This is a genomic window from Bifidobacterium asteroides (genome assembly GCF_003202695.1).
Taxonomy (GTDB): Bacteria; Actinomycetota; Actinomycetes; order Actinomycetales; family Bifidobacteriaceae; genus Bombiscardovia; species Bombiscardovia asteroides_G.
Genome location: NZ_QGLL01000001.1, coordinates 271,617 through 292,475, shown reverse-complemented (window position 1 = coordinate 292,475; position 20,859 = coordinate 271,617). Strand labels below are relative to the sequence as shown.

Genomic DNA, 20,859 nt, shown 5'->3' with positions numbered 1-20,859 from the left:
TGAGTACTATCAAAAAGAGTCGCAGCAATCCACGACCAAGTTTGAAGACCGTTCTGGAGGCCTTATGCCGAACAAGCAACGAGACTGGAAATTCGAGTTCCTGAGAATCGTCGCGATGCTGCTTATTGTCACGACCCACTTTTTCGCCGATGACAACTGGGCAGTACACAACGATCCTGCGCAAACGGGGACGTGGGCTGGATCGACTCACAACGCTCTCAGTTTTCTTGGCCAGGTGGGTGTTACGCTATTTGTGCTCATATCAGCCTATTTTGTAGCAACTAAAACGACTAGCCCCATCAAACGCCTGTGGAAGTTGTGGATGCAGATTTTCCTCTACTCAGCACCCATATTTTTATTGTTCCTTTTCCTGAGATGGACCCATGCCATTCCTGAACACTACCTGGCCGGAGTGACCATCAAAAGCGGTCTGATCTCTTTCCTCCCCATCACTGAAATAGCCTATTGGTTCATGAGCGCATATTTCATCATGACCGCTTTCAGCCCATTCATCAACAAACTTATGGATCATTTAACCTCTGCACAATCATGGATCCTGACTGTCATGATCATCTGGGTGACGCTGATATGGCGAATACTCAATGCACAGAGCCAGTACTATACCGATTGCGGTTATCTGATTGCCATTTATCTTATTGGCGCGAACATCCGGCGTTACCCTGAAAGACTGCCGCGCATCCATTGGTATTCTGCACTTATTTGCACTGTGGTCAGCTTCGGCCTGTGCGTAGTGGGCACACACGTACTTGGCAGGCAGAACTCAATAACTGCTATCCTGGGCGATCCGCCAGCCAACCTTTTGACCGCTGGTCCTGGGGCCTCGCCAATACTTGCTGTGATATCCGGTACCGTCATATTCACTTGGATAACACAGACTCGCACACACAACCGTGCCGATACCGTTTGGAGCAAGCTCATCATTGCTCTTGCACCATCTACTCTGGGCATATATCTGATTCATGAGAACTTTTTGATTAAGCCACTGCTATGGGACATAGTTTTCCATAGCCCAGAGCCGATAGGTCTCTTTACTAAACTGGTTTTCTCAGCAACCGCTATAACCGTCGTTTTCCTCATGCTCATGCTTGTCAGTTACGTATACAATTTCCTTGTCGTAAATCCCGTCACTAGAGCAGTCTCGCGGATTCATCTCTCTGGTAGAACAACCGGCAGGCATACAGGCATAGATGATCAGACCACACGCAACGATCCTATTGAATAACTTCAGCTAGCATGCGCGACTATCGATTCTGTACAATCGCATAACGCCTTGCTGAAGAACCGGAGTGAAACCAGGTGTGCCATCATGAATGGCGTCAACACCCTGCCAATCACGCTTTTTATAGCCTGCATAGTCGGAAATCACCTTGGCCTTGTCATCAGGGTCCGGCTTATAGTCGGTACGATCAAGAAGCATCAAGTACTGCGCATGCGATTCCTTGACAGCTTGGCATACATGCTGATCCTCATTCACGGAGGCCAGACCGTTCATGATCAACCTGCTCTGGGCCGTAGGCCTACCCAGCCAATTACCCTGCCATGCCTTGTAATAGACGTTCAGATCATCGATTCCCCATGCATATACGCTGCCATCGTATGGCTGGTTGAGAATCAAGGATCCCGATGGGACAACCTGACGAACTTCTTGAACAAAGCGTTGCTCGTCAGCAGTGTAGCTCTTGGGTTCGTCTCTCGAATTTGTATAGCGCAGATCCCTGGTAACAGCGCCGAAAGGCGTATCGACACTGTGGCTGCCGCGCATATGGTAATTCGGGAAGAAATTCATAATTTCCACGACAACAAGCACGGCGGCAAACAACACGATCCGCTGGCGTGAATCATGGCCATCAAGCATAACGCCATCAAGCAATTTGACAATCATGTTCATCAGTGACCATAGGCCTATAGCCGCCAACGGTATGCCCGTGAACACTGCCGAAGCCCCCAAACGATAGGCATCATGGTACCAGAATCCTGTAAGCACAGCCTTAAATCGTCCATCAGTAGCAGCCGAGAGGAAATAAAGAAAACACATCAACATGTGTGAGCATCCAAGCCATAAATATTCTCTATGAATCAATACATATAAGAATCCGAGCATTACCAATATGCCAAGCACAAACTGTGGCTCGGCATCATGAAAGCCCAAGAAGACAATATCGAATATGGCCTGCGGCTTGGTTTCGAACGATGGCCAACCCCAGCGTACAGTCCGTTGCATAAATGGCATCTTGTAAAGGCCAACCCATACACAAGCGATCAGTAATAGTACCGTTACGCTCAATACTGGTACCATCACAGCCCGTTTGGCCCTGAGTCTTGGGGAGTCGCAATATCTCGGTATTTGAGTCATCAGATATGGAGCAAGAAAGATCCCCATGGTAAACACCGCATTCGGCTGAGTAATTGCCACGCCGACCATAGTTGCTACCAGCAATGCCCCATCTTGAGCTCGGCGCCTCCCGCTGCTCCTTGCATCAAGGATATTCAGGAAAAGAACCATGGATAATGGAAGTATCGCAAACGACAACAGATTCGAATACAAGGGGCCAAACGCCAAAAATCGCCATGGAAATGCAGTAAACATCAACGTAGTGCACATGCATAGAACCATCGCTGGGCGCAAATCGGATATCACTTTTTTCGACAAAAGAAACATGGATCCGGGGAACACAAGAGCAATAATGCAAGCATTGACCGCATTTGCTGCAATCAAAGGACTCACACCCACAGCGCCAGCCACCAGTGCGACCAGCGAATGCCAACCAGTTGGGTAGAAGGATGAGCCGACTGTTGGAACAATATTGCCAGAAGTCAAAGGCGACATATCCCCGGTGGTCAGGAATTTCCTGACTATGCCCATGTGCCATGCGTTATCGAATAGTTGCGAATATGAATCTGGACCATCGAAATTACGAACCAGCACCAGGGCAGTAATGAAGAACCCGAACGCCCAGAAGCCAAACAACACCGGCCAGTCATGCCGCTTCTGCATATCACCGTCTGCCACAGTGGCACTGACATCGCGATGCAACGTATTCACGCCAAGTCTGCGCACTATCACTCTGATTAGCAGGGGAATGACTGATATGCAGAGTGAGACGCCCGCCACAGTTGCGAATGTGCTCTTTATGCCTATCTTCTGTTCAAGTATTTCCAAGATCCCAAACAGCGCCAGGGCTATTGGCGGGGATAGCAGCAAGGAGGAACGTCTCGGATATCCGAGTGCGGAAACCAGCAGAAAACCCGGAATATATAGCAAGCCCGCAGTCAGCAGCATTGATGCTAGGAAGGAAAACCACATCATCTTTTCTACTGTTTCCTTTCGCGATGTTCGTCACGCTTGATCCGAACCCTCGATAACAGAACGACGAAAATCATAAATGGTAGATATTTCCCTCTTGAACGCCAGTATCCTTGTTCACAACTGCGGATAGTCGATCGACGGGTTGAACCGTATAGCTTCGATCATCTTGCCATACATCTGACGGCGCAGTTTCTTATCGACTCCCCCGGATCGCATGGCATACCAAACCTGAGCGCAAAAGAGCAAATAATGGACCAGGCTCTTGTGATGCAGCCTGTAGGATCCTTGATTGCGAATGCCATAGGCGAACTTCCAGGCGTTCTTCTCGTTGATCATGGAGAAATTGACCCCCTTGTTCTCACCCATATCGTGCACCACAACGCTATCGAGAACCTGAACACCGGGGCAGTCTCTGGTGATGCGCAGCGTGTACTCGGCATCGTCGAACCAGATGAAGTACTCCTTGTAGGGCAGGCCGTAGGCTTCCATGACCCAACGCGGGATGAGCACGGATACGAAGGACGCCTGATTGATCAGCACCAGATCCCTGAGCCCCATGGCCCGCAACCTGCCCCAGTCCCAGGTAGGCACAGGATTGTTCATTTCTGAAATGGTCCCGTCGATGTATTTGATCAAGGAGCAGGCAAAAGGAATATCCGGGCTCAAAGCCTTGGTGGCTTGTTCATAGCCTCCGAGCAGCTTTTCCAAGGCATCCGACTCAGGATATCCGTCATCATCGAAGATCCACACGTAGTCGAGACCCATCCGGTAGCCTTCTCGCATGCCAGCAGAGAAGCCGCCGGCCCCGCCGACGTTCTTCGGCAGAGTGACAACGCGAAGCTCCACCTTCCCCTTGAGAGAAAATGCATCCTGATATTCATGCAGGTAATCTGCAGTCCCGTCAGTCGAAGCATTGTCAACGATGATCAGAGCCTTGGGCAGGAAGGTCTGGGATTCCAGAGAAGCCAGAACCTTCTTCAGCTTTTCCAAGCGGTTGAAGGTGACGACGACAGCAGCCACATTCCGTCGGTTATCTACAACATTCATCACTGCGCCCATTCTCCCAACATTCGGGTGAAGAAGGAGTCGGCCGATTCCTTCCTTGAAAACTCCTGAAGCCGTTCCAGCTCCGCAGTCCACAACCGTCTGCGATCCTGTTCATGATCATTCATCCTCTGCAAGGAACGAACCGATTGGCGAACCAGCCCGAGCGATTGCCGAGGCAACAGCCCCTGGCTAGGAACCAGGGTCGACTGGGAACCGACATCAGTGCTCAACACCGGCATGCCTCGACTGATTGCCTCAATGGTCGTAAGAGTAATGCCTTCGTTGATTGACGTGATCAGCAGAGCGTCCGCCCAATCATATGTTGCAGAAACCGGCTGAGAGACATCGCGCCGTTCCACTACATGATCCAGATCATATTTCTCCAGGAGTTTGCGCACCTCCAGGTCCATATCGCCGCTGCCATGCATGATGAACCGAAAACGACCCGGGAAACGACGCTCCATTTCCTTGGCGACATTGATGAATGCCTCAGGACGCTTCTGTCTGGTCATTCTTCCCACAAAAGCGACATGGAAGACGCCCTGTTGCACGCGGTCCTTGTACCTTGGATGCATTTGATCGGCAGTCAGACCAACCAAGGGCGCCATAACCACCTTTTTCGCCGCTATGCCATGATGATTGACCAGCCAATCCTGCAGTTGGGGCGAAATGACGTGGTGCAGATCAATATAAGGGTCGCGGCTCACGCTCTGGTTGGGATAGCCTCCGCGGTCGTGGTATTCAAGAATATGCAAGGAGTCGACAATAAACGTATGCGGATAATATCGCTTGATCCACCAGAGCCGGTCATACATCCACTGATTGTGATGAATCATGACGCCGCGAATATTGTACTGCTCAAACAGAGCCCTGAGCAGCGGCACGTCGCCGATGCCCTCCTGTGCAGGAAAAGTCAGGTTGATGACGAGGGCATCATCCAAATCCTCGTTGACAATCCACGGCTGATGACTGTCGTTGTTGGTGATGACGATAGGCAATAGTCCCGCTTTACGAGCCAGAGCTACTGTTTCCATGGCCCAACGCTCGGCTCCCCCAGGCTGCAGCCAATGCATGGCAATAATGACAGCTTTCGGAGCCGAAGAGTCCGGTTGCCCAGGCTCGATGGGACTGCCTGGATGATGCACAGCCCCATGAGCGAACAGGTCGCTGGTTGAATCGGGACGATAAGTCTCAATAGCCTGGTATCCGGCTTTCTCACGACTGCGCCGGAGCAATTCGCGAACTTGATCAAACAGGAGAGGAAAATGCAGCTCGCAGTAGTTGTAGATCTGGTTGCGCATAGGCAGCCGAGAGGATAGATTCCGGGCCTTGACCGTCATATCAGTGGCATCGTCCGGCGTAAGCAGCACATACCGTTCATTCCAGTCAACCAATTGATGGTGCTGGTCAAAATAGTGGGGAGCAAAGGCTGTCTTAGGATTGGATGTTGACCTGGCTTTGAATTCGACTACAGGTTGAAGTCCGGCTTCCTTAGTTAGAGAACCGTTCAAAGTCGACGTGTCAGTTAAGCGGGGATACTGCCAGTCTTCACCCATATAGATCTTGTAGAGCAGTTCTCGACCAGGCTGCATCAACGAATGATAGTTGACTGCTGAAATAACCAATCGACGTTGCCGTTTGCTCAAGCCATCAAGTTGCTTCCAGGCATCAGATCCAGTTTCAAATAGCTGCTGCATGTGGTCTATGCTAACCTGAGCGCGGTACGCGGATTGGGCATGCCTCTGCTACTGCCCACAAATTCCATAATCCCGTATCGGCCCCGATCTGAGAATCCCTATATGTATAGTGTTAATCATGAAGCCTGCCTTGGAAGATGTCACTATTGCCGTTCTCTTACCCTGCTACAACGAAGAACAGACCATAGGGAAAGTGGTCGACGATTTTCACAAAGCACTTCCAACGGCGACTATTTACGTCTATGACAACAACTCTACAGACAAGACAGCTTCGATAGCGCAATCCAAGGGCGCAGTAGTCCGACCGGAACCGCGCCAAGGCAAAGGCAATGTCATACGAGCCATGTTCGAAGACATCGACGCCGACGTGTACGTCATGGCCGACGGCGACGACACCTATCCAGCGGAAAGCGCTCCCGCCATGGTCGACAAAATCCTCGAGGGCTATGACATGGTGATAGGCGACAGACTAAGCTCCACCTACTTCCAGGAGAACAAAAGACCCTTCCACAACGTCGGCAACAGGTTGGTCCGTTCCGCAATCAACGGCATCTTCCATGCGCGCGTCAAGGATATTATGACAGGATACCGAGCTTTTTCGTTCACCTATGTGAAGTGCTACCCGATCCTGTCCCATGGATTCGAAGTGGAAACGGAAATGACCATACACAGCCTGGATAGGAATCTACGGCTGTATGAAATGCCCGTTCAGTACCGCGACCGCCCTAAGGGCTCCCACAGCAAACTCAACACCGTAGGCGATGGAGTCCGAGTACTTTCCACCATTTTCAGAATGATCAGGGAGTACAAACCTCTTCCCTTCTTTGGAGGCTGCGGTTTGCTGATAGACCTGGTCGGTTTCGGTTTTCTCCTGTCGGTAATGCTTGAATTCTGGCGCACAGGATCAGTCCCGCGCATTCCTACCCTTATCGGTTCAGTGCTGTTAATTCTGGTCGGCCTGCTATCCATCATCGCCGGCATTATTCTCGACGTACTAGCGAAAAACGACAGAAGAGCCTACATCCATACCTCAAACTTATTCGCATATCTTCACCGTCATCAGCAAAAGCCCGAGGCCAACCGCAGCGAGCAGTGACCCTGTCCAATACGACAAATCGCCCAATGATTTTTGCTCAGGCGAGGTTTACCTGAATCAGTGCCGCCTGTTCCCTAGGCAGCACAAGGAGGTCGCCCGAAGTAAGACCGGATCCGGGGTGCGCGCCCGTCAAACTTACGGCTAACTCATCATCAGCCTGCCGACTTTCCACCTGCACCAGACAGCCAGGTCCTATATGGTAATTACTGAGCGTGCGCAATATTCGTGGATCCTCGTCGCTGACTCGTTGCACACGTACCGTCGACCCTGCAGATACTTCTGAAAGGGGCCTTGTGGTTGTAGGTATGGGGGGCAGATTCCCTTCGGCCGAGGGTATGACATCACCATGGGGATCGGCAGTGGGGTGTCCCAGATAGTCGTCGATGCGGTCAATCATCTTGTCGGATACAGCGTGCTCAAGGCGGTCGGCCTCCTCATGCACCTCATCCCAGCCATAACCGAGAACCTGCACCAGGAAGGTCTCCAGCAGCCTGTGGCGCCGAACCATGGTAACCGCATAGCTACGACCGGTCTCTGTCAGCTCTACCTTGCCGTAAGGCCGGTGAGCGACCAGACCAGTATCGACCAAACGGCCCAGCGCACCTGAGACCGTCGACTGCTTCATGCCCGTCTTTTCGGCCACCGCAGTGGGCTTTACAGGGCCGTTATCCCATTCCTGAAGATCCCAGATGACCTTGAGGTAATCCTGGGCGCTGGAAGACAGTTCGGCGATTCCCATGTTCCACAGTCTATAGCACAGGCCTATAGCACGACCCACGAGCAACCCCTGCAGGCATATTTCGACATTGTCACAGTTCATCTCTGGTATTCTTCATCGAGCGCCATTAGACTTCGAAGGGTCGAAGTCTATAGCCAGCCGCACGACCGCCATGGTCCAGAATCAAGGAAGGTGACATGCCGAACACTAAGACCCGACCCGCCTCGGGGTCCGCTAGCCCAGCCGGATCCGAAGCCAGGACCCCGCCATCGAGTCGGCAGCACCGATCCCGTCCCATCATCGAGACGGCCAACGGGCGCTCCCTGGAGGAGATCAACGCCACGGTCTCTGTGCCCAGCTCAACCTCATCCTTCTGGAAGAACCTGGCAGCCTTCTCAGGCCCAGGCGCTCTAGTGGCAGTCGGCTACATGGATCCCGGCAACTGGATCACTTCCATCGGCGGCGGCGCCCAATACGGCTACCTGCTCATGAGCGTCATCCTTATTTCCAGCCTGATCGCCATGATGCTGCAGTACATGTCGGCCAAGCTGGGAATCGTGACCGGTCTGGACCTGGCCCAGGCCACCCGCCAGCACACCAGCCGGCGCGTCAGTTTCGCTCTCTGGATCTGCACGGAGCTTGCCGTGATGGCCACTGACATCGCCGAGGTGATCGGCGGTGCCATCGCATTGAAGCTGCTCTTCGGCATTCCCCTGATCCTGGGCGTGACGCTGACCGTCCTGGATGTGCTCATCCTCCTGCTGCTGACCAAGATCGGCTTCCGGCGCATCGAGGCCATCGTGGCCACCCTGATCCTGGTCATCATGGCGGTCTTCCTTTACGAGGTTTTCCTGGCCAAGCCCGATATGCCCGCAGTCTTCCGCGGCTTCATCCCCGACAAGGCCATTTTGGGCAACGGTCAGCTGACCATGGCTCTGGGCATCGTGGGCGCCACAGTCATGCCGCACAACCTTTATCTGCACTCATCCATCGTTCAGACACGCGACTTCGACCGAAACGACGACGGCCAGGTTGCCAACGCTGTCCGCTTCGCCACCTGGGATTCCAACATCCAGCTGTCCGCAGCCTTCGTGGTCAACTGCCTGCTGCTGGTGCTGGGTGCGGCCATGTTCTTCGGACACGGTGAAGGGCTGGACACCTTCACTGCCCTCTACAACGCCCTTGGCGACAAGACCATCGCAGGTCCGGTCGCATCCGGACTGCTCTCCACCCTCTTCGCTGTGGCTCTGCTGGCCTCCGGTCAGAATTCGACCATCACCGGCACCCTGACTGGACAGATCGTCATGGAGGGCTTCATCCGCATGAGGATCCCTCTCTGGCTGCGCAGGCTGGTCACCCGTGTAATCTCCATCATTCCCGTGCTGATCTGCACCATAGCCTTCGGCGGCAAGGAGTCCGCTCTGGATAGCCTGCTGGTCTACTCCCAGGTCTTCCTATGCGTGGCCCTGCCCATATCCATGATCCCCTTGGTCTGGTTCACCTCCTCCAAGAAGATCATGGGCAAGTACGCCAACCCTCGATGGATGGCCTTCCTGGCCTGGATCGTCGTGGCTGTCCTGACCGGGCTCAACCTCCAGCTGGTCATCCAGGATGTAGGCGAACTGATACAGATGCTCTGAGCGCCAGTGCTCTGGTGAGAGCCGCCGCCATTTGCCGAATGAATAAGGCAATGCCGGCGGCTTCCCCGCAATTCTGCATGCAACAGGCCCGTCACTCTTCGGTGTCGTCACTCTTCGGTGCCATAAACGCCTTGCTTGCTTAGTAGGATATCTGCCTCTTGCTCAGCGCGCATATCCACCAACTCCATTCCGCTTCAGATACGGTGGAAGATAGCAGGATTTTATCAAGAGTCCTGCTATCAGCGATCACGCGGTTAGCCAAGAGCCGGGTCGCAGACCCAGCCCCGCATGGAACCGTCGGTCGCAAAAATCATAGATGTCAGTGGAATCGAGCAAATATGAACGACAAACTCACAACCAACGAGGGGCAGCCTTGGGCAGACAACAACCATAGCCAGACGGCGGGCACCCGCGGACCCATCCTCATGCAGGACTACCAGCTCCTTGAAAAGCTGGCGCACTTCAACCGCGAGCGCATACCAGAGCGCGTAGTTCACGCCAAGGGGGCCGGAGCCAAGGGAACCTTCACCTTGACCAAGGACATGAGCGCCTATACCAAGGCCAACGTATTCAACGGAGCAGGCAAGACCACGCCCATCCTGCTGCGCTTCTCCCAAGTGGCCGGCGAATCCGGCTACCCTGACACCTTGCGCGACGTGCGCGGCTTCGCTCTGCGCTTCTATACGCAGGAGGGCAACTACGACGTGGTTGGCAACAACACCCCCGTATTCTTCGTCAACGACCCCCTGAAATTCCCCGACTTCATCCACTCACAGAAGCGCGATCCGGCTACCCACCTGCGCAGCCAGGAGATGCAGTGGGACTTCTGGTCCCACTCCCCTGAGTCTGTTCACCAAGTGACGTATCTGATGGGCGACAGGGGTAACCCGGCCAGCTACCGGAACATGAACGGCTACGGGAGCCACACCTTCAAGTGGGTCAATGCACAGGGCGAGCAGTTTTGGGTCAAGTACCACTTCCTGAGCGAGCAAGGCGTGAAGAACATGACCGATGAGACCGCCGCCAAGGTCGCCTCTATGGACACGGACTTCCTCCTGCACGATCTCTATGATGCCATCGACCGGGGCGACTACCCCAAGTGGAAGGTCTGTGTGCAGATCCTGCCCTATCAGGAGGGGCTGGACTATAAGGACGATATCTTCGACGTGACCAAGGTGGTCTCCAAGAAGGATTATCCGCGCGTTGAAATCGGCGAGTTCGTGCTGGACACCAACCCGACCAACTATTTTGATGATGTGGAGGAGGCGGCCTTCTCCCCCGCCAACTTCGTTCCCGGCATCGAGCCATCGCCCGATAAGCTGCTGCAGGGACGTCTATTCGGATACAAGGACGCCGAGCGTTACCGTCTGGGCGCCAACTACGAACAGCTGCCCATCAACCGTCCGGTCAACGAGGTCCACAACTACGAGCGTGATGGGTTCATGTCTCAGGGACAGGATGGATCGGTCAACTACGAACCCAACAGCAAGGGTGGTCCTGTGGAGGACAACAATGCCCGCATGCATGGCGATGCCATCCAAGGGCAAACCGAGTACTCCCGCCCCTACGACAAGGACTACTATTCCGCAGCCGGTCGTCTCTACAGGCTGATGAGCCCGGAAGAGAAGGACCGTCTGATCCAGACCATCAAGAACAACCTGGGATCCGTCGATGACCAGGAGATCCAGGTCCTCGAGACCAGGCAGTTCTACCAGGCCGACTCCGACTACGGCCAACGCGTGGCTGAGGCCCTCGGCCTCTCCACGGACCAGATCAAGTAGAACAGCAACAGGGCGGGGACTGCCGACGACACGTCTGAACTGGCCTGCAATCCCCGCCCTGTGTTACTATTTCCTAGTTGCCTTGATCAGGGTCACGTAGGCTATGGTCCCGTTCATTGCAGCCTTGGAGGATTCGCCTAGTGGTCTATGGCGCACGCTTGGAAAGCGTGTTGGGTTCACGCCCTCACGAGTTCGAATCTCGTATCCTCCGCCAGTAGATACCTAAGGATCGTTGAAATCACTAGGATTTCAACGATCCTTCTGCATGTCACAGAGAGAATGACCCGTCCGTTTTAGGGGTTCTCGACTCCTTCTCATGAAGTCGGAATTCCAGCGTCGTTTTCATTGCTTCCTGAACACTCAGGAAGCCACGATGTCGCAGATGAGAAAACGACGTTCCTTCGGGACAATCAAGAAAGTGACGCAGGACGGACGCAGCTGTCTTGAAGCGTCCTTCCCCGCTCCCCTGTATTGCTTCCACCGCTATCTGCAGATCAATCTGCCCGCCCGCCAGCACAAGGTCGACAAGGAGAAAGAGGAGCAGGTCCTCGACTACTGGCTCAAACGGGCCGAACGCGACATCGAGCTAAACGTGTGGGTCCCTCAATACAGTTTCTACATCGCGCTGCGCCGGAATGTGAACTTCAACTGACTTCTCCCACGACTGGGTGGAGAACCGGAGGAAGCCCGACGGCGAACCCATCCACGAGACCACCGAACAGAAGAACCGCGAGATGCCAGCCAACCATCTCCTCGACTATTTCGGCGGCTTCTCCCTGATGGACATCACCTCCACCTTGGTGCGCCAGCGGTGGAACGACTTCCCCGTCGACCACGAGACGCCCGAGGAATTCGCCTTGGCGGTGATTCTGGCTGGGGTGCTGGGGCTTCGCCAGGTAAAGTTTTGTGATTGCAGCGTCAAGACATCGATCTGGAGAACCAGATCCCTCACGTGGTTCATGCAACTAAGTCGATCTATGGAAAGGGCACCGCAGACCATGCGGTCATCCTGGGACCCCTAAAACTGAGGAGAGCATTCGAGAGCTCCGCCTCTCATACTCTCTTGTCACCCACATCCGCATCCATCTCAACGAGTTCGTCGGACCGGAATCCGCCGCCCTGCTCTTCCCAACAAGAATAGAGCACCTCTTTCCGGTCAGAGCCCGCGGGCAGCGGATTGAACGCTCCTCGGCGACAGAACCCTCATACCAGTCCCGGCAATGACATTTCCCACCCATCAATGATGAGTCGGCGGATGCCGGGAAGGTCCCCAACATCCGCAGTGTCGTAGTCGGGAATCAACTGGCCGGCTCGATCGTCCATGGCGTCCGCATCGTTGTTGGCCGCGCCCGGACGGAAACCTCCGGGCTTGATATTGCCGTCGGCATCCACATAGGAGGAGACAAGCTTATACGGTCCTTGTGGCTTACCCCTGGTCGACAAGACCACGTTGCGGGAGGCGCCATAGGACTGGTTAATTTCCAAATGCGCCCAGATAATCCAGCCTCCCTTGTAGTTCTTAGCGATCTTGGAACGCTCGCCCTTCGCATTGCACTCGGGGAAATACGTACCCGTATCACCAGAGGTCCCACTATCGACTGGAGTTCCCTCATAATGCCAATTCATCAAATCGGCGGATGAATACAGCCTCAGCTGGGTATTACCCTCGGTATTATTCTCCCTACCCTCGCCAAGCCACCAATACTTACCCGTGGCATCATCCTTGTAGAAGCCGCTGCCATGCGCATCGACAACGCTTCCAACATCGGCATAGAGGGCCTGACCATTGGTTATCCGTTGGCAGACCCACTCTCCGAGGCCATCGCCGCAACAGGCAGACCCCCTCAAGAGAAGTAAAAGACGAGAGCATAGCAGAAGATGCCACCATTGCCAACGCCCTCGCACTTATCTTGTGTATTATCGTTCAATTCCCGTTGCCACCCTCATTCGGGAACACGCGCGAAAGACACTCAGAACCGTTCAAATTCAGATATGAGAGTCTCAGCATGTCGTACTTTTAAAAAGAGTGAACTAATGTTTATCTCAATTACAGGATTGAAACAGTGTCATGTTTGATCACTTGCACCAATTTCATGATTGTCTACGATTGAGCTTCGAAGGCTTAGCAGGCTTCTGAGCCCCTTTGTCACCTCTCCTCTGCATCAATAACATTCCGGTAAGTTAATTCGCAGTATGCTGTCTTGCGAAAGGTAACCAGCTTCTACATCAGAATTGTTCTGAATCGCGCCACTCTGCAACTAATTCGTTCTTACGGGTGTTTACCGATACCACCACACCGGATCCGACTCAATCTTGTTTGCCTCAGTTGAATTGTTTTTCATCGACGTGCGATTCACCCATCAACACACGCCACTCACGAGCTAGCGGATACGGTAGGCGGGAGCACCCTCAGTATCGGAAGCTCCCGCTGGTCTCATCAATTGTGTATTGTCAGCTTCTGTCGAGCCCTTCGTTCACTTTCTGAATCGCTGCAAGCGCATCGTTGACGGAAGTTCCGTTGTACACGTTCTGCATCTGAACGCCGATTTCATCCTCTAGCTCGGAATATTTGAGCTTGCGTTCGAGAGTGGAGTTCAGCTGTCCTTTGGTGATCTCGCTGACAGAGTCCTTTGCCGTCTGCGAAACATCGGAGGGGAGTTGGACCTCCATTCCTTTGGCCACCGGCGAGCCCTGCAGCGTATTGATCCATAGCTGCTGGCCCTCGCCTGTCGTCATGAACTCAACGAACTTCATGGCCGCCTTTTTCTTCTTGCTTGTCTTGTTCACCGACAGGGCGAAGTCGACACCGGTCGTAGGCTCTGCCTTCCCGTCGCCGACGCTGGGGAATTGGATCATGCCCAGTTCATCGTTCTCGACAGCGGTGCCCTTGGTCTCGTCATTGGGAATGGCCACGGAGGCGTGCCATGATCCCGTGGGGAAGAACGCGGTCTTGCGTGAGTAGAAGTAGTTGTCGCGCGCATCAGGATAGGTTGCCGTTCCCACAGCCCCATCCTGGAATACCTTGTCGCCCACCATCTGCTTCCATGCGTTCATGGTTTTGACGAAGGTCTTGTCGGTAAAGGAGGCCTTGCCTTCCTCCGCTTTGTAGATATCGCCCTTGCCGAACTGGTTGCTCATCCACACGAAGAAGTCAACGTCATGCCAACCGTCCTTCGCCCCGAACGCCATGGGGATAAGGCCTTTGTCCTTGAGTTTGGCGCAGTCGGCCTTGAGCTCGTCATAGGTGGTGGGAAGTGTCGTGATTCCGTTTTCCTTGAGGAGTGTCTTGTTGTAGAGCAGATATTCCTGTCCCGAGATGATGGTGGGCATGCCAGCGAGCTTGCCGTCCGTCGTGGTGACCTGCTTGACGGCGTTCTCTGAGACTTTATCCTTCCAACCGGGCATGTTCTCATCTGCGAGATCGTTCATATCATCGGCGAAACGCGCGTATTCCGTCGCCATCGTACCGGTCTGGACGCCGAAGAGATCCGGGCCCTCACCTCCTGCCATAGCAGTCTGCAACTTCTTCTGGTAGTCCGCCTGCTCTGCGGTCCTCCACCACTTGATCTTGATATTGGGATACTTCTCCTGGAACTTTTTGTAGATACCCTTCCACTGGGCATCCGTAGGCTGCCACGTCCAGAAAGACAGCGTCACGGGATTATCCTTTGTGCCCAGACCTGCGTCGGCGCTCGAGCTGCTGCTATTGCCGCAGCCTGCCAGCACGCTCACCGACATTGCAAGCGCAGCACCCACCGCCAATGCCTTTTTGCGTAGTGATAACATCCTCAACTCCTTTGTTTGTTGTTTACTGCTCTACTTCCCTACCCGGAAGACCACTGTCCGATGGCTGCGGTCTTCTCTAGATTCCGAGGGAAGTACGTTCATAGCCTGTCAACGCCGCTTCCATTAGGCTGCAGCGCAGAGGTACATTGTTGATGATGGCTTCCTGACCTTTCCCACATGCGAACTGCCAGGTCAGGCCACGGACGTGAATTCTGACGACCCCGCCTTCACATTCGAATCTAAGAGTGCGCAACACATGGCCCCGACCGCTGCGGAAAGATGTCTCAACGAGTTTCTTGAGTCTTTTGGGTTGTTCTTGTGGCTCCATGCGATTCCCGTCCCCGTCGAGGACAGTGACGCCGTCATACCTTATGTGTATTTGTAATGGCCCGAAGACCACCTCTGCTTTGGCTGCAGTATCGTTGAGCTCAAAATCAAGGACGAATCGATACCCGGCGGCATTCCTGCGTGTCGAGAATGATGCTTTGCCCGGCCCCGCTGGCAGAAGTCTATCCCCCTCAAAGCGGAGAGGGTCTTCGGCGCGAATCTCTCGGGGAATATCGGAAAGCAAGTGCCCCCACAAATCCACATGATCGACGAAGTTGAGGGAGCTGAACAATGCTCTCGAACCGATGGAGTAGATTCCGAACTCGGTCTGTCCGGAATCGATGACCGTTGAGAGGACGAGATGACCATCGATCTCAATTGAGTAATCCGAGTAGCACCGGTTTACAGTGACCAGATGCCACGAGGTGAAATCGAACCTCATCGCTCTTAGCGAGGCTGCAGCACGCACCTGTTCTACGCCGTTCTCCCGGTTGATCATCCCAAGGGTGCCTGCTCCGAGATCGATTCCAAGCAAGAGTAGATTGTCGGCGTCCGTTCTGGAGAGCACCAGGCCGAAACGGGCTCCCAAGGGGGAATCATGTGCGCACATCCATGTGCTCAACGAGTAGGTTTCCCCGGCCTTGCTCCCTTTCCTCAGAGCAACGAACCTGCCGGAGTGGTCTGTCTCCAACCGACCATTCCGCGTGCTCGCCACGCCTTCGATGACGCACCACTCGTTGTCGAGTTCGTCGTCTAGTCCTTTGCCTTGTGCATGGGGGTAGAAGCTCTGCACGTCTCCTCGCCCGGGTGCGTCGACCTCCATGGCAGTGGGGCCGTCAGTGTCGAGGTGCTCCTCTGCATAGTAGAGAGGGTCCAAGCGCATGACTCTCTGCTCGGTACCCACCGACGATACATCCTTGGCGGAACGGGCATGATAGACGATCCAATCATCGATTCGGTTGGGGGCCTTCACGATGGAGTTGTGCCCGGTCCCCTCCACCTCCCGACTTCGGATGAGCAGCGGATCGAAGGACCCGTCACGACTGCTTTTCGTCCATTTGAGTTCGTCGATATGATCTCTACGCCCATCGCCGAGGGGTGCAAGAGAGTATCCGACGAAGTAGTCCTCATGGTCGTAGGCGTTTGCTGAATATGTGATGTATGCCCAGTTGCGGTGGGTGAAATAGGTCGCGCCTTCGACGGTATGCCAGTCACGTCCGTCTCCGAACCTGTTGCGGGCGAATATCTCCTCATCCATGGTCGGCACGATGAGCGGTTTTGGGTTTCCTTCCCTCGTGAGCGGCGTATCGAGTCGATCGATCATGACGCTAGTCCCAGGCCTAAAGTCGCTCAGTCCCGTCACCTGGTTATCCGCATAAAGCAAATAGAGGATTCCGTCCTCGCCGCGTACCACCTGCGAGTCGATAGCGAAGGAGTCGAAGAGCACGGATTTCATTTCGAAGGGACCTAGCGGATTGGTGCTGGTGGCCACTCTCATGATTTCCTCATGCGTGTCATCCGAGTTCGCCGGCATGTTTGAGAAGTACATGTAGAACATGCCATTGAGGAGGACAACCGAAGGTGCCCAGAACATTTTTCTGTCGCGTTCCTGATAAGCGAAACCGTGGCGCTTCCAGTGCACCATGTCCAGGGAGGTTGAGACTGTTATGCCGTTTTCATCAGTTGCATAGCAGTAATATTCGCCAAGATATTCAATGACGAAAGGGTCTGGAGCCGTGTGCTTGCGTCCATCCTCATAGACCACAGGGTTGACGAACCCCGGTCCCTTCAACGCGTGGATTTCCGTCTGGCTGAACGTGATGTTCTTTTGAATGACATCGGACATTTCGGTTTCCCTCCTCTCAGCTCTTCACTGCGCCAGCGGTGATGCCAGACTGGAGCCATCGCTGGCTGATGAGATAAACGATCACCGAGGGGATCGTCATCAGAATGAGGGCCGCATACATTTGGGCGACCATCTCCGGAGTCTGGCTTCTCGTCTCCATGAAGTATGTCGAGGCGAGTGTGACCGGATACTTGGTCTCATCGCGCACGATGAGCAAGGGAATCAGATATTCATTCCATGAGTAGACAAAGGTGAGGACGCCGGTGGTCGCTATCATCGGAACACTCAAGGGCATCAGGATTCGTGAATAGATGCGGAAGGTTCCCGCGCCGTCGACCTCCGCCGCTTCGATGATCTCGTCGGGCAGGCCGTCAAAGTAGTTCTTCCAGAGCAACAGCATCTGGAGCGCGTTGAACGCCACCATTGGTAGGATCATGCCAAGGTAGGTGTTTGTCAATCCGAAAGCCTTGATGGTGAAGAACAGCGGCATAGTTACCGATGCGACTGGGACCGCCATGCATGCCAAGAGCAGCAGATAAATGATCTTCGAGCCTCTGAACGGCATTTTAGAGAAGGAGAATCCTCCCAAGGAGGTGATGAAGACGACAATCACGGAGGTGGAGATCGAGATAAAGAAGCTGTTGAACACGACTCGGAAATAATGGACATCCGGATTATTGATGACCGTAGCGTAGTTTCCGAATCCATTGATGTTGAAGGATTTCGAGACTGCCGTCCAGATCGGGAATATCCAGATCAGGAGGAAAAAGACCAAGACCGCATACATGATGACGGTCATACTCATTTTGCGTTTCATCAGTTTCCGCTCCTTTTCGCCACTGCCATCTGCCCCAGAGACAGGACCACAGCGACCACGAGAACTAGAACCCCCACTGCCGCGGACAGTCCGCCATTGAACTGCTGGATACCGAGCTTGTATAGATAGGTCGCCAAGAACTCGGTCGATCTGCCCGGCCCTCCTCCCGTGGTGAGCATCACGATGTCGAAGGTTTTAAGGGAGCCCACGATGCCCAATACGATCAGCGTGTTGGTCGTGCCTGAAAGCATGGGGACCGTTACTTTGAACAGCGTCGTCCAGAAGCCCGCCCCATCCAGCTTCGCCGCCTCATAGACTTCATCGGGAATCGAGAGCAGTCCAGCATAGTAAATGACCATGGAGTAGCCCATCCACTCGAAGATGTTGATCGCACAGATGGAGAAGAGCGCGATATGAGGGTCTCCGAGCCAGGTCTGGGCGAGAAACCCAAGGTGGAGGGCACGGAGGGCCTCATTGATGGAGCCGACGTTGGGGTCCATGATTATTCTGAAGATGGCAGCGATGATGACCGGTGCCATCGAGATGGGGAGAAAGAAGATGGCCTTGAAGAAATTGGATCCCCTCATTCTCTCCTTAAGAATGACGGCAAGAAGGAGGCCTAAGCCCGCCTGTATGACCACGGTCACGACGAGGAAGATCAGGGTGTTACGAAGCGCGACCCAGAATACCGAGCTGGGGTCGAGCAGCTTCGTATAGTTCTTCATTCCCACGAAGCCCATCTGGTCGCTCAGGCCATCCCAATTCGTAAACGATGCCCACACGGTGAATGCAATGCAGTAGTAAATGAATAATCCAGACAGGATAACGACGGGAAGCACGTAAAGGACCGGCTGGAACCTTGTCCAGCGTCCTCGTCTCTGATGATGCCCGTGGGCCTGTAAATGCTTGTCGTTGTCTTGACTGGGGTCCCGGGGCAACCCCTGTCCTCTCCCATCTGAAATCTTCACCGCGGTCGTCATCTATATCCTCCTTGATCTCGAACTTCGCTAGCGTCCAGGCTTCACTGCCAACAATATTGTAACGTTTCAATGCCATCTATTAGTAGTTTATAACGTTTCAATTCGAGAATCAAGCTCCCAGCTCTTAGGGACGATTCAACTCAATGCTTTAGGCGATGAATGTCTATAGACGATATCGTATCCGGTAAGGTATTCGGCTGGTGATGCACGCCTGCCTGTCTCAATCTGGCCGATAAGCAAATCAATCGCCTTCTGCGCTACCACTGTCCTCATCGGATCGACCGTCGTCAGAGAAGGAATCGTGTAACGTGCCTCGTCAATATTGTCGAAGCCGACGACTCGGATCTGCTCGGGGACAGCGATTCTCAGCTCCCTCAGCTGACTGCTCACTCCAAAGGCCTGTAGGTCGTTCAGCGCGAAAATGGCATCGGGACGTATACCCTCCGCAAGCATCTGCCTGACAGCACGAGCACCCGATTCACTCGTCCATTCTCCTGTCTCTCTGATCAGGGACTCATCCACGGTAACTCCGTGCTCCTTGAGTGCTCGAAGATAGCCGCGGGTGCGCAAGGAGCGAGACGAGGATATGCTCGAGTCCAGCGATCCCCCTACCACTGCGATGTGCTTGCATCCGGCACGTAAAAGATGCTCAGTAGCCGCCTTGGACGCCGCTTCGTTTTCCACCGTCACGTGGGGCGCAGGGCCACCGAAGACGCGTTCGCCCAGAATGACTAATGGATAGTCGCCCTCCATGAGTGAGAGGTCGTCCTGGGACATCTTGACCGGACTCATGATGAGTCCATCCGTCATGTTTCTGTGCACATCGCTTAGACAGGCGAGCTCCCTTTCCCGACTATTTCCACTCGATTCTACGATGACACCGTATCCACGTTCTCTCGCAGCACGGATGACTTCCTCGGCCAATTCGGCGAAATACACCTGTCGCAGGTCAGGAATGGAGAGAGTAATCAAACCGGTCCGACCGGACCGCAGCGTACGAGCAGATTCGTTCGCCACAAACCCAAGATCGTCAACGGCGTCCTTTATGCGCTTTCTCATCTTCTCGCTCATGTGCGGTCGATTATGAAGGTAGTTCGACACCGAGCCGATCGAGACGCCTGCCCTCTTGGCGACGTCCACCAACGTTGCTCTCCTCCGCATCCATGCCCCTTCCTTGTTGGATGATAACGTTTCAAATTACACCAATCATATAGCTGAGGAAGAGACGGGTGCTGGCTGCTGGATTGTCTCTACCAACAAAACTGTTCACCGACAGCAGCTAACTTTACTTTTAGAATCACGTGCAAGGTGTCGGACCTCCCTTACAACGAACTCCCAGTCGCCTCTGCGCTGTCCCACGGCGCTTGGACTTCTCCCACCATTTCTGGGTTCCCTCGAAGAAATTGAATCATATAAACCAGCATCCACTCCACAAGCCGCAGATACATGTACTCAAATAGTGCATCATCCTGTACGTGGTCGCTTGTCGCATCTTCTTCAACTGATTCCGCAAAAATTCCATCACCAAAATCTTCGGTTGCTTTAGCAGCGCTAATTCCAGCATCTATACGCTTGTCATTAGCAAGCTCCAGCGAATACTCAGCACAGACCAGATCGCTGCCGTGCCGTGGCGAAAGCTCCAACTCCCTTGTCATCCGTACCTCTCCCCCACAGTGCGCACAAGAACAAAGCAATATAGCCAGAATAAACAGCAACTGGAACGCCTGCAAACAGTCAATTAGCACTTCCCTCGCTCCTAATTCACATTTACCCATGCAGACTTCAAAATTATCGCA

General features: G+C 53.9%; 17 protein-coding genes and 1 tRNA gene. 7 read left to right on the top strand and 11 right to left on the bottom strand.

The genetic code is table 11. The annotated features are described in order from the left end of the window. The first annotated feature begins 64 nt into the window (after positions 1–64). The gene (locus DKK75_RS01060; protein ID WP_110451617.1) at positions 65–1,243 is read left to right on the top strand and encodes an acyltransferase family protein; all 1,179 of its coding nucleotides are present in this window, start codon (positions 65–67) and stop codon (positions 1,241–1,243) included. 6 nt (positions 1,244–1,249) lie between these two features. On the opposite strand, the gene DKK75_RS01055 is transcribed toward DKK75_RS01060, so the two are convergent. The 3 genes from DKK75_RS01055 to DKK75_RS01045 all read right to left on the bottom strand — a co-directional run bounded on the left by DKK75_RS01055 (position 1,250) and on the right by DKK75_RS01045 (position 5,967). Then, positions 1,250–3,328, bottom strand: coding sequence for a DUF6541 family protein (locus DKK75_RS01055; protein ID WP_110451616.1), 2,079 nt, complete (start codon positions 3,326–3,328; stop codon positions 1,250–1,252). A 114-nt stretch (positions 3,329–3,442) separates the two neighbouring features. Next, positions 3,443–4,375, bottom strand: coding sequence for a glycosyltransferase family 2 protein (locus tag DKK75_RS01050; protein WP_258333117.1), 933 nt, complete (start codon positions 4,373–4,375; stop codon positions 3,443–3,445). Next, entirely contained in the window at positions 4,375–5,967 is a 1,593-nt protein-coding gene (locus DKK75_RS01045) for a glycosyltransferase (RefSeq protein WP_258333099.1), read from the bottom strand. The genes DKK75_RS01050 and DKK75_RS01045 overlap by 1 nt, the downstream gene beginning before the upstream one ends. Before the next feature lie 223 nt (positions 5,968–6,190). Here DKK75_RS01045 and DKK75_RS01040 point away from each other — a divergent pair, with 223 nt between their 5' ends. Then, positions 6,191–7,168 (top strand): glycosyltransferase family 2 protein, encoded by a 978-nt coding sequence (locus tag DKK75_RS01040; protein ID WP_110451613.1) that lies wholly within the window; start codon positions 6,191–6,193, stop codon positions 7,166–7,168. A 37-nt stretch (positions 7,169–7,205) separates the two neighbouring features. On the opposite strand, the gene DKK75_RS01035 is transcribed toward DKK75_RS01040, so the two are convergent. Next, the gene (locus DKK75_RS01035; protein WP_110451612.1) at positions 7,206–7,907 is read right to left on the bottom strand and encodes a metal-dependent transcriptional regulator; all 702 of its coding nucleotides are present in this window, start codon (positions 7,905–7,907) and stop codon (positions 7,206–7,208) included. A gap of 176 nt (positions 7,908–8,083) precedes the next feature. On the opposite strand from DKK75_RS01035, the gene DKK75_RS01030 reads away from it, so the two are divergent. The 5 genes from DKK75_RS01030 to DKK75_RS01010 all read left to right on the top strand — a co-directional run bounded on the left by DKK75_RS01030 (position 8,084) and on the right by DKK75_RS01010 (position 12,329). Next, positions 8,084–9,526 (top strand): Nramp family divalent metal transporter, encoded by a 1,443-nt coding sequence (locus DKK75_RS01030; RefSeq protein WP_219997300.1) that lies wholly within the window; start codon positions 8,084–8,086, stop codon positions 9,524–9,526. A gap of 338 nt (positions 9,527–9,864) precedes the next feature. Further along, positions 9,865–11,307, top strand: a complete 1,443-nt coding sequence (locus DKK75_RS01025) for a catalase (RefSeq protein WP_110451611.1) — start codon at positions 9,865–9,867, stop codon at positions 11,305–11,307. 126 nt (positions 11,308–11,433) lie between these two features. Further along, positions 11,434–11,521: transfer RNA gene (locus tag DKK75_RS01020), tRNA-Ser, on the top strand. A gap of 102 nt (positions 11,522–11,623) precedes the next feature. Further along, positions 11,624–11,959, top strand: a complete 336-nt coding sequence (locus tag DKK75_RS01015) for a hypothetical protein (RefSeq protein WP_146208597.1) — start codon at positions 11,624–11,626, stop codon at positions 11,957–11,959. 16 nt (positions 11,960–11,975) lie between these two features. Next, on the top strand, positions 11,976–12,329 hold the full coding sequence (locus DKK75_RS01010) for a hypothetical protein (protein ID WP_110451609.1): 354 nt from the start codon (positions 11,976–11,978) through the stop codon (positions 12,327–12,329). A 181-nt stretch (positions 12,330–12,510) separates the two neighbouring features. Here DKK75_RS01010 and DKK75_RS01005 read toward each other — a convergent pair whose 3' ends face one another. The 7 genes from DKK75_RS01005 to DKK75_RS00975 all read right to left on the bottom strand — a co-directional run bounded on the left by DKK75_RS01005 (position 12,511) and on the right by DKK75_RS00975 (position 20,718). Next, on the bottom strand, positions 12,511–12,933 hold the full coding sequence (locus DKK75_RS01005; RefSeq protein ID WP_146208596.1) for a hypothetical protein: 423 nt from the start codon (positions 12,931–12,933) through the stop codon (positions 12,511–12,513). A gap of 825 nt (positions 12,934–13,758) precedes the next feature. Further along, on the bottom strand, positions 13,759–15,093 hold the full coding sequence (locus DKK75_RS01000; RefSeq protein ID WP_110451607.1) for an ABC transporter substrate-binding protein: 1,335 nt from the start codon (positions 15,091–15,093) through the stop codon (positions 13,759–13,761). Between the two features lie 76 nt (positions 15,094–15,169). Further along, the gene (locus DKK75_RS00995; RefSeq protein ID WP_110451606.1) at positions 15,170–17,266 is read right to left on the bottom strand and encodes a glycoside hydrolase family 43 protein; all 2,097 of its coding nucleotides are present in this window, start codon (positions 17,264–17,266) and stop codon (positions 15,170–15,172) included. Positions 17,267–17,282: 16 nt separating this feature from the next. Continuing rightward, positions 17,283–18,083: a carbohydrate ABC transporter permease gene (locus tag DKK75_RS00990; RefSeq protein ID WP_110451605.1), complete on the bottom strand. Its 801-nt coding sequence runs from the start codon at positions 18,081–18,083 to the stop codon at positions 17,283–17,285. Beyond that, positions 18,083–19,063, bottom strand: a complete 981-nt coding sequence (locus tag DKK75_RS00985) for a carbohydrate ABC transporter permease (RefSeq protein WP_110451604.1) — start codon at positions 19,061–19,063, stop codon at positions 18,083–18,085. Before DKK75_RS00985 ends, DKK75_RS00990 begins: the two co-directional genes overlap by 1 nt. Before the next feature lie 135 nt (positions 19,064–19,198). Then, on the bottom strand, positions 19,199–20,224 hold the full coding sequence (locus DKK75_RS00980) for a LacI family DNA-binding transcriptional regulator (RefSeq protein WP_110451603.1): 1,026 nt from the start codon (positions 20,222–20,224) through the stop codon (positions 19,199–19,201). A 161-nt stretch (positions 20,225–20,385) separates the two neighbouring features. After that, on the bottom strand, positions 20,386–20,718 hold the full coding sequence (locus DKK75_RS00975; protein ID WP_146208595.1) for a hypothetical protein: 333 nt from the start codon (positions 20,716–20,718) through the stop codon (positions 20,386–20,388). Positions 20,719–20,859 lie beyond the last annotated feature (141 nt).

What these genes read in the sequence shown, in the direction of transcription:
- DKK75_RS01060 (WP_110451617.1), top strand. Translation starts at nt 65, where the DNA reads ATGCCGAACAAGCAACGAGACTGGAAATTCGAGTTCCTGAGAATCGTC.
- DKK75_RS01055 (WP_110451616.1), bottom strand. Translation starts at nt 3,328, where the DNA reads ATGATGTGGTTTTCCTTCCTAGCATCAATGCTGCTGACTGCGGGCTTG.
- DKK75_RS01050 (WP_258333117.1), bottom strand. Translation starts at nt 4,375, where the DNA reads ATGAATGTTGTAGATAACCGACGGAATGTGGCTGCTGTCGTCGTCACC.
- DKK75_RS01045 (WP_258333099.1), bottom strand. Translation starts at nt 5,967, where the DNA reads ATGCAGCCTGGTCGAGAACTGCTCTACAAGATCTATATGGGTGAAGAC.
- DKK75_RS01040 (WP_110451613.1), top strand. Translation starts at nt 6,191, where the DNA reads ATGAAGCCTGCCTTGGAAGATGTCACTATTGCCGTTCTCTTACCCTGC.
- DKK75_RS01035 (WP_110451612.1), bottom strand. Translation starts at nt 7,907, where the DNA reads ATGGGAATCGCCGAACTGTCTTCCAGCGCCCAGGATTACCTCAAGGTC.
- DKK75_RS01030 (WP_219997300.1), top strand. Translation starts at nt 8,084, where the DNA reads ATGCCGAACACTAAGACCCGACCCGCCTCGGGGTCCGCTAGCCCAGCC.
- DKK75_RS01025 (WP_110451611.1), top strand. Translation starts at nt 9,865, where the DNA reads ATGAACGACAAACTCACAACCAACGAGGGGCAGCCTTGGGCAGACAAC.
- DKK75_RS01015 (WP_146208597.1), top strand. Translation starts at nt 11,624, where the DNA reads ATGAAGTCGGAATTCCAGCGTCGTTTTCATTGCTTCCTGAACACTCAG.
- DKK75_RS01005 (WP_146208596.1), bottom strand. Translation starts at nt 12,933, where the DNA reads ATGAATTGGCATTATGAGGGAACTCCAGTCGATAGTGGGACCTCTGGT.
- DKK75_RS01000 (WP_110451607.1), bottom strand. Translation starts at nt 15,093, where the DNA reads ATGTTATCACTACGCAAAAAGGCATTGGCGGTGGGTGCTGCGCTTGCA.
- DKK75_RS00995 (WP_110451606.1), bottom strand. Translation starts at nt 17,266, where the DNA reads ATGTCCGATGTCATTCAAAAGAACATCACGTTCAGCCAGACGGAAATC.
- DKK75_RS00990 (WP_110451605.1), bottom strand. Translation starts at nt 18,083, where the DNA reads ATGAAACGCAAAATGAGTATGACCGTCATCATGTATGCGGTCTTGGTC.
- DKK75_RS00985 (WP_110451604.1), bottom strand. Translation starts at nt 19,063, where the DNA reads ATGACGACCGCGGTGAAGATTTCAGATGGGAGAGGACAGGGGTTGCCC.
- DKK75_RS00980 (WP_110451603.1), bottom strand. Translation starts at nt 20,224, where the DNA reads ATGCGGAGGAGAGCAACGTTGGTGGACGTCGCCAAGAGGGCAGGCGTC.
- DKK75_RS00975 (WP_146208595.1), bottom strand. Translation starts at nt 20,718, where the DNA reads ATGACAAGGGAGTTGGAGCTTTCGCCACGGCACGGCAGCGATCTGGTC.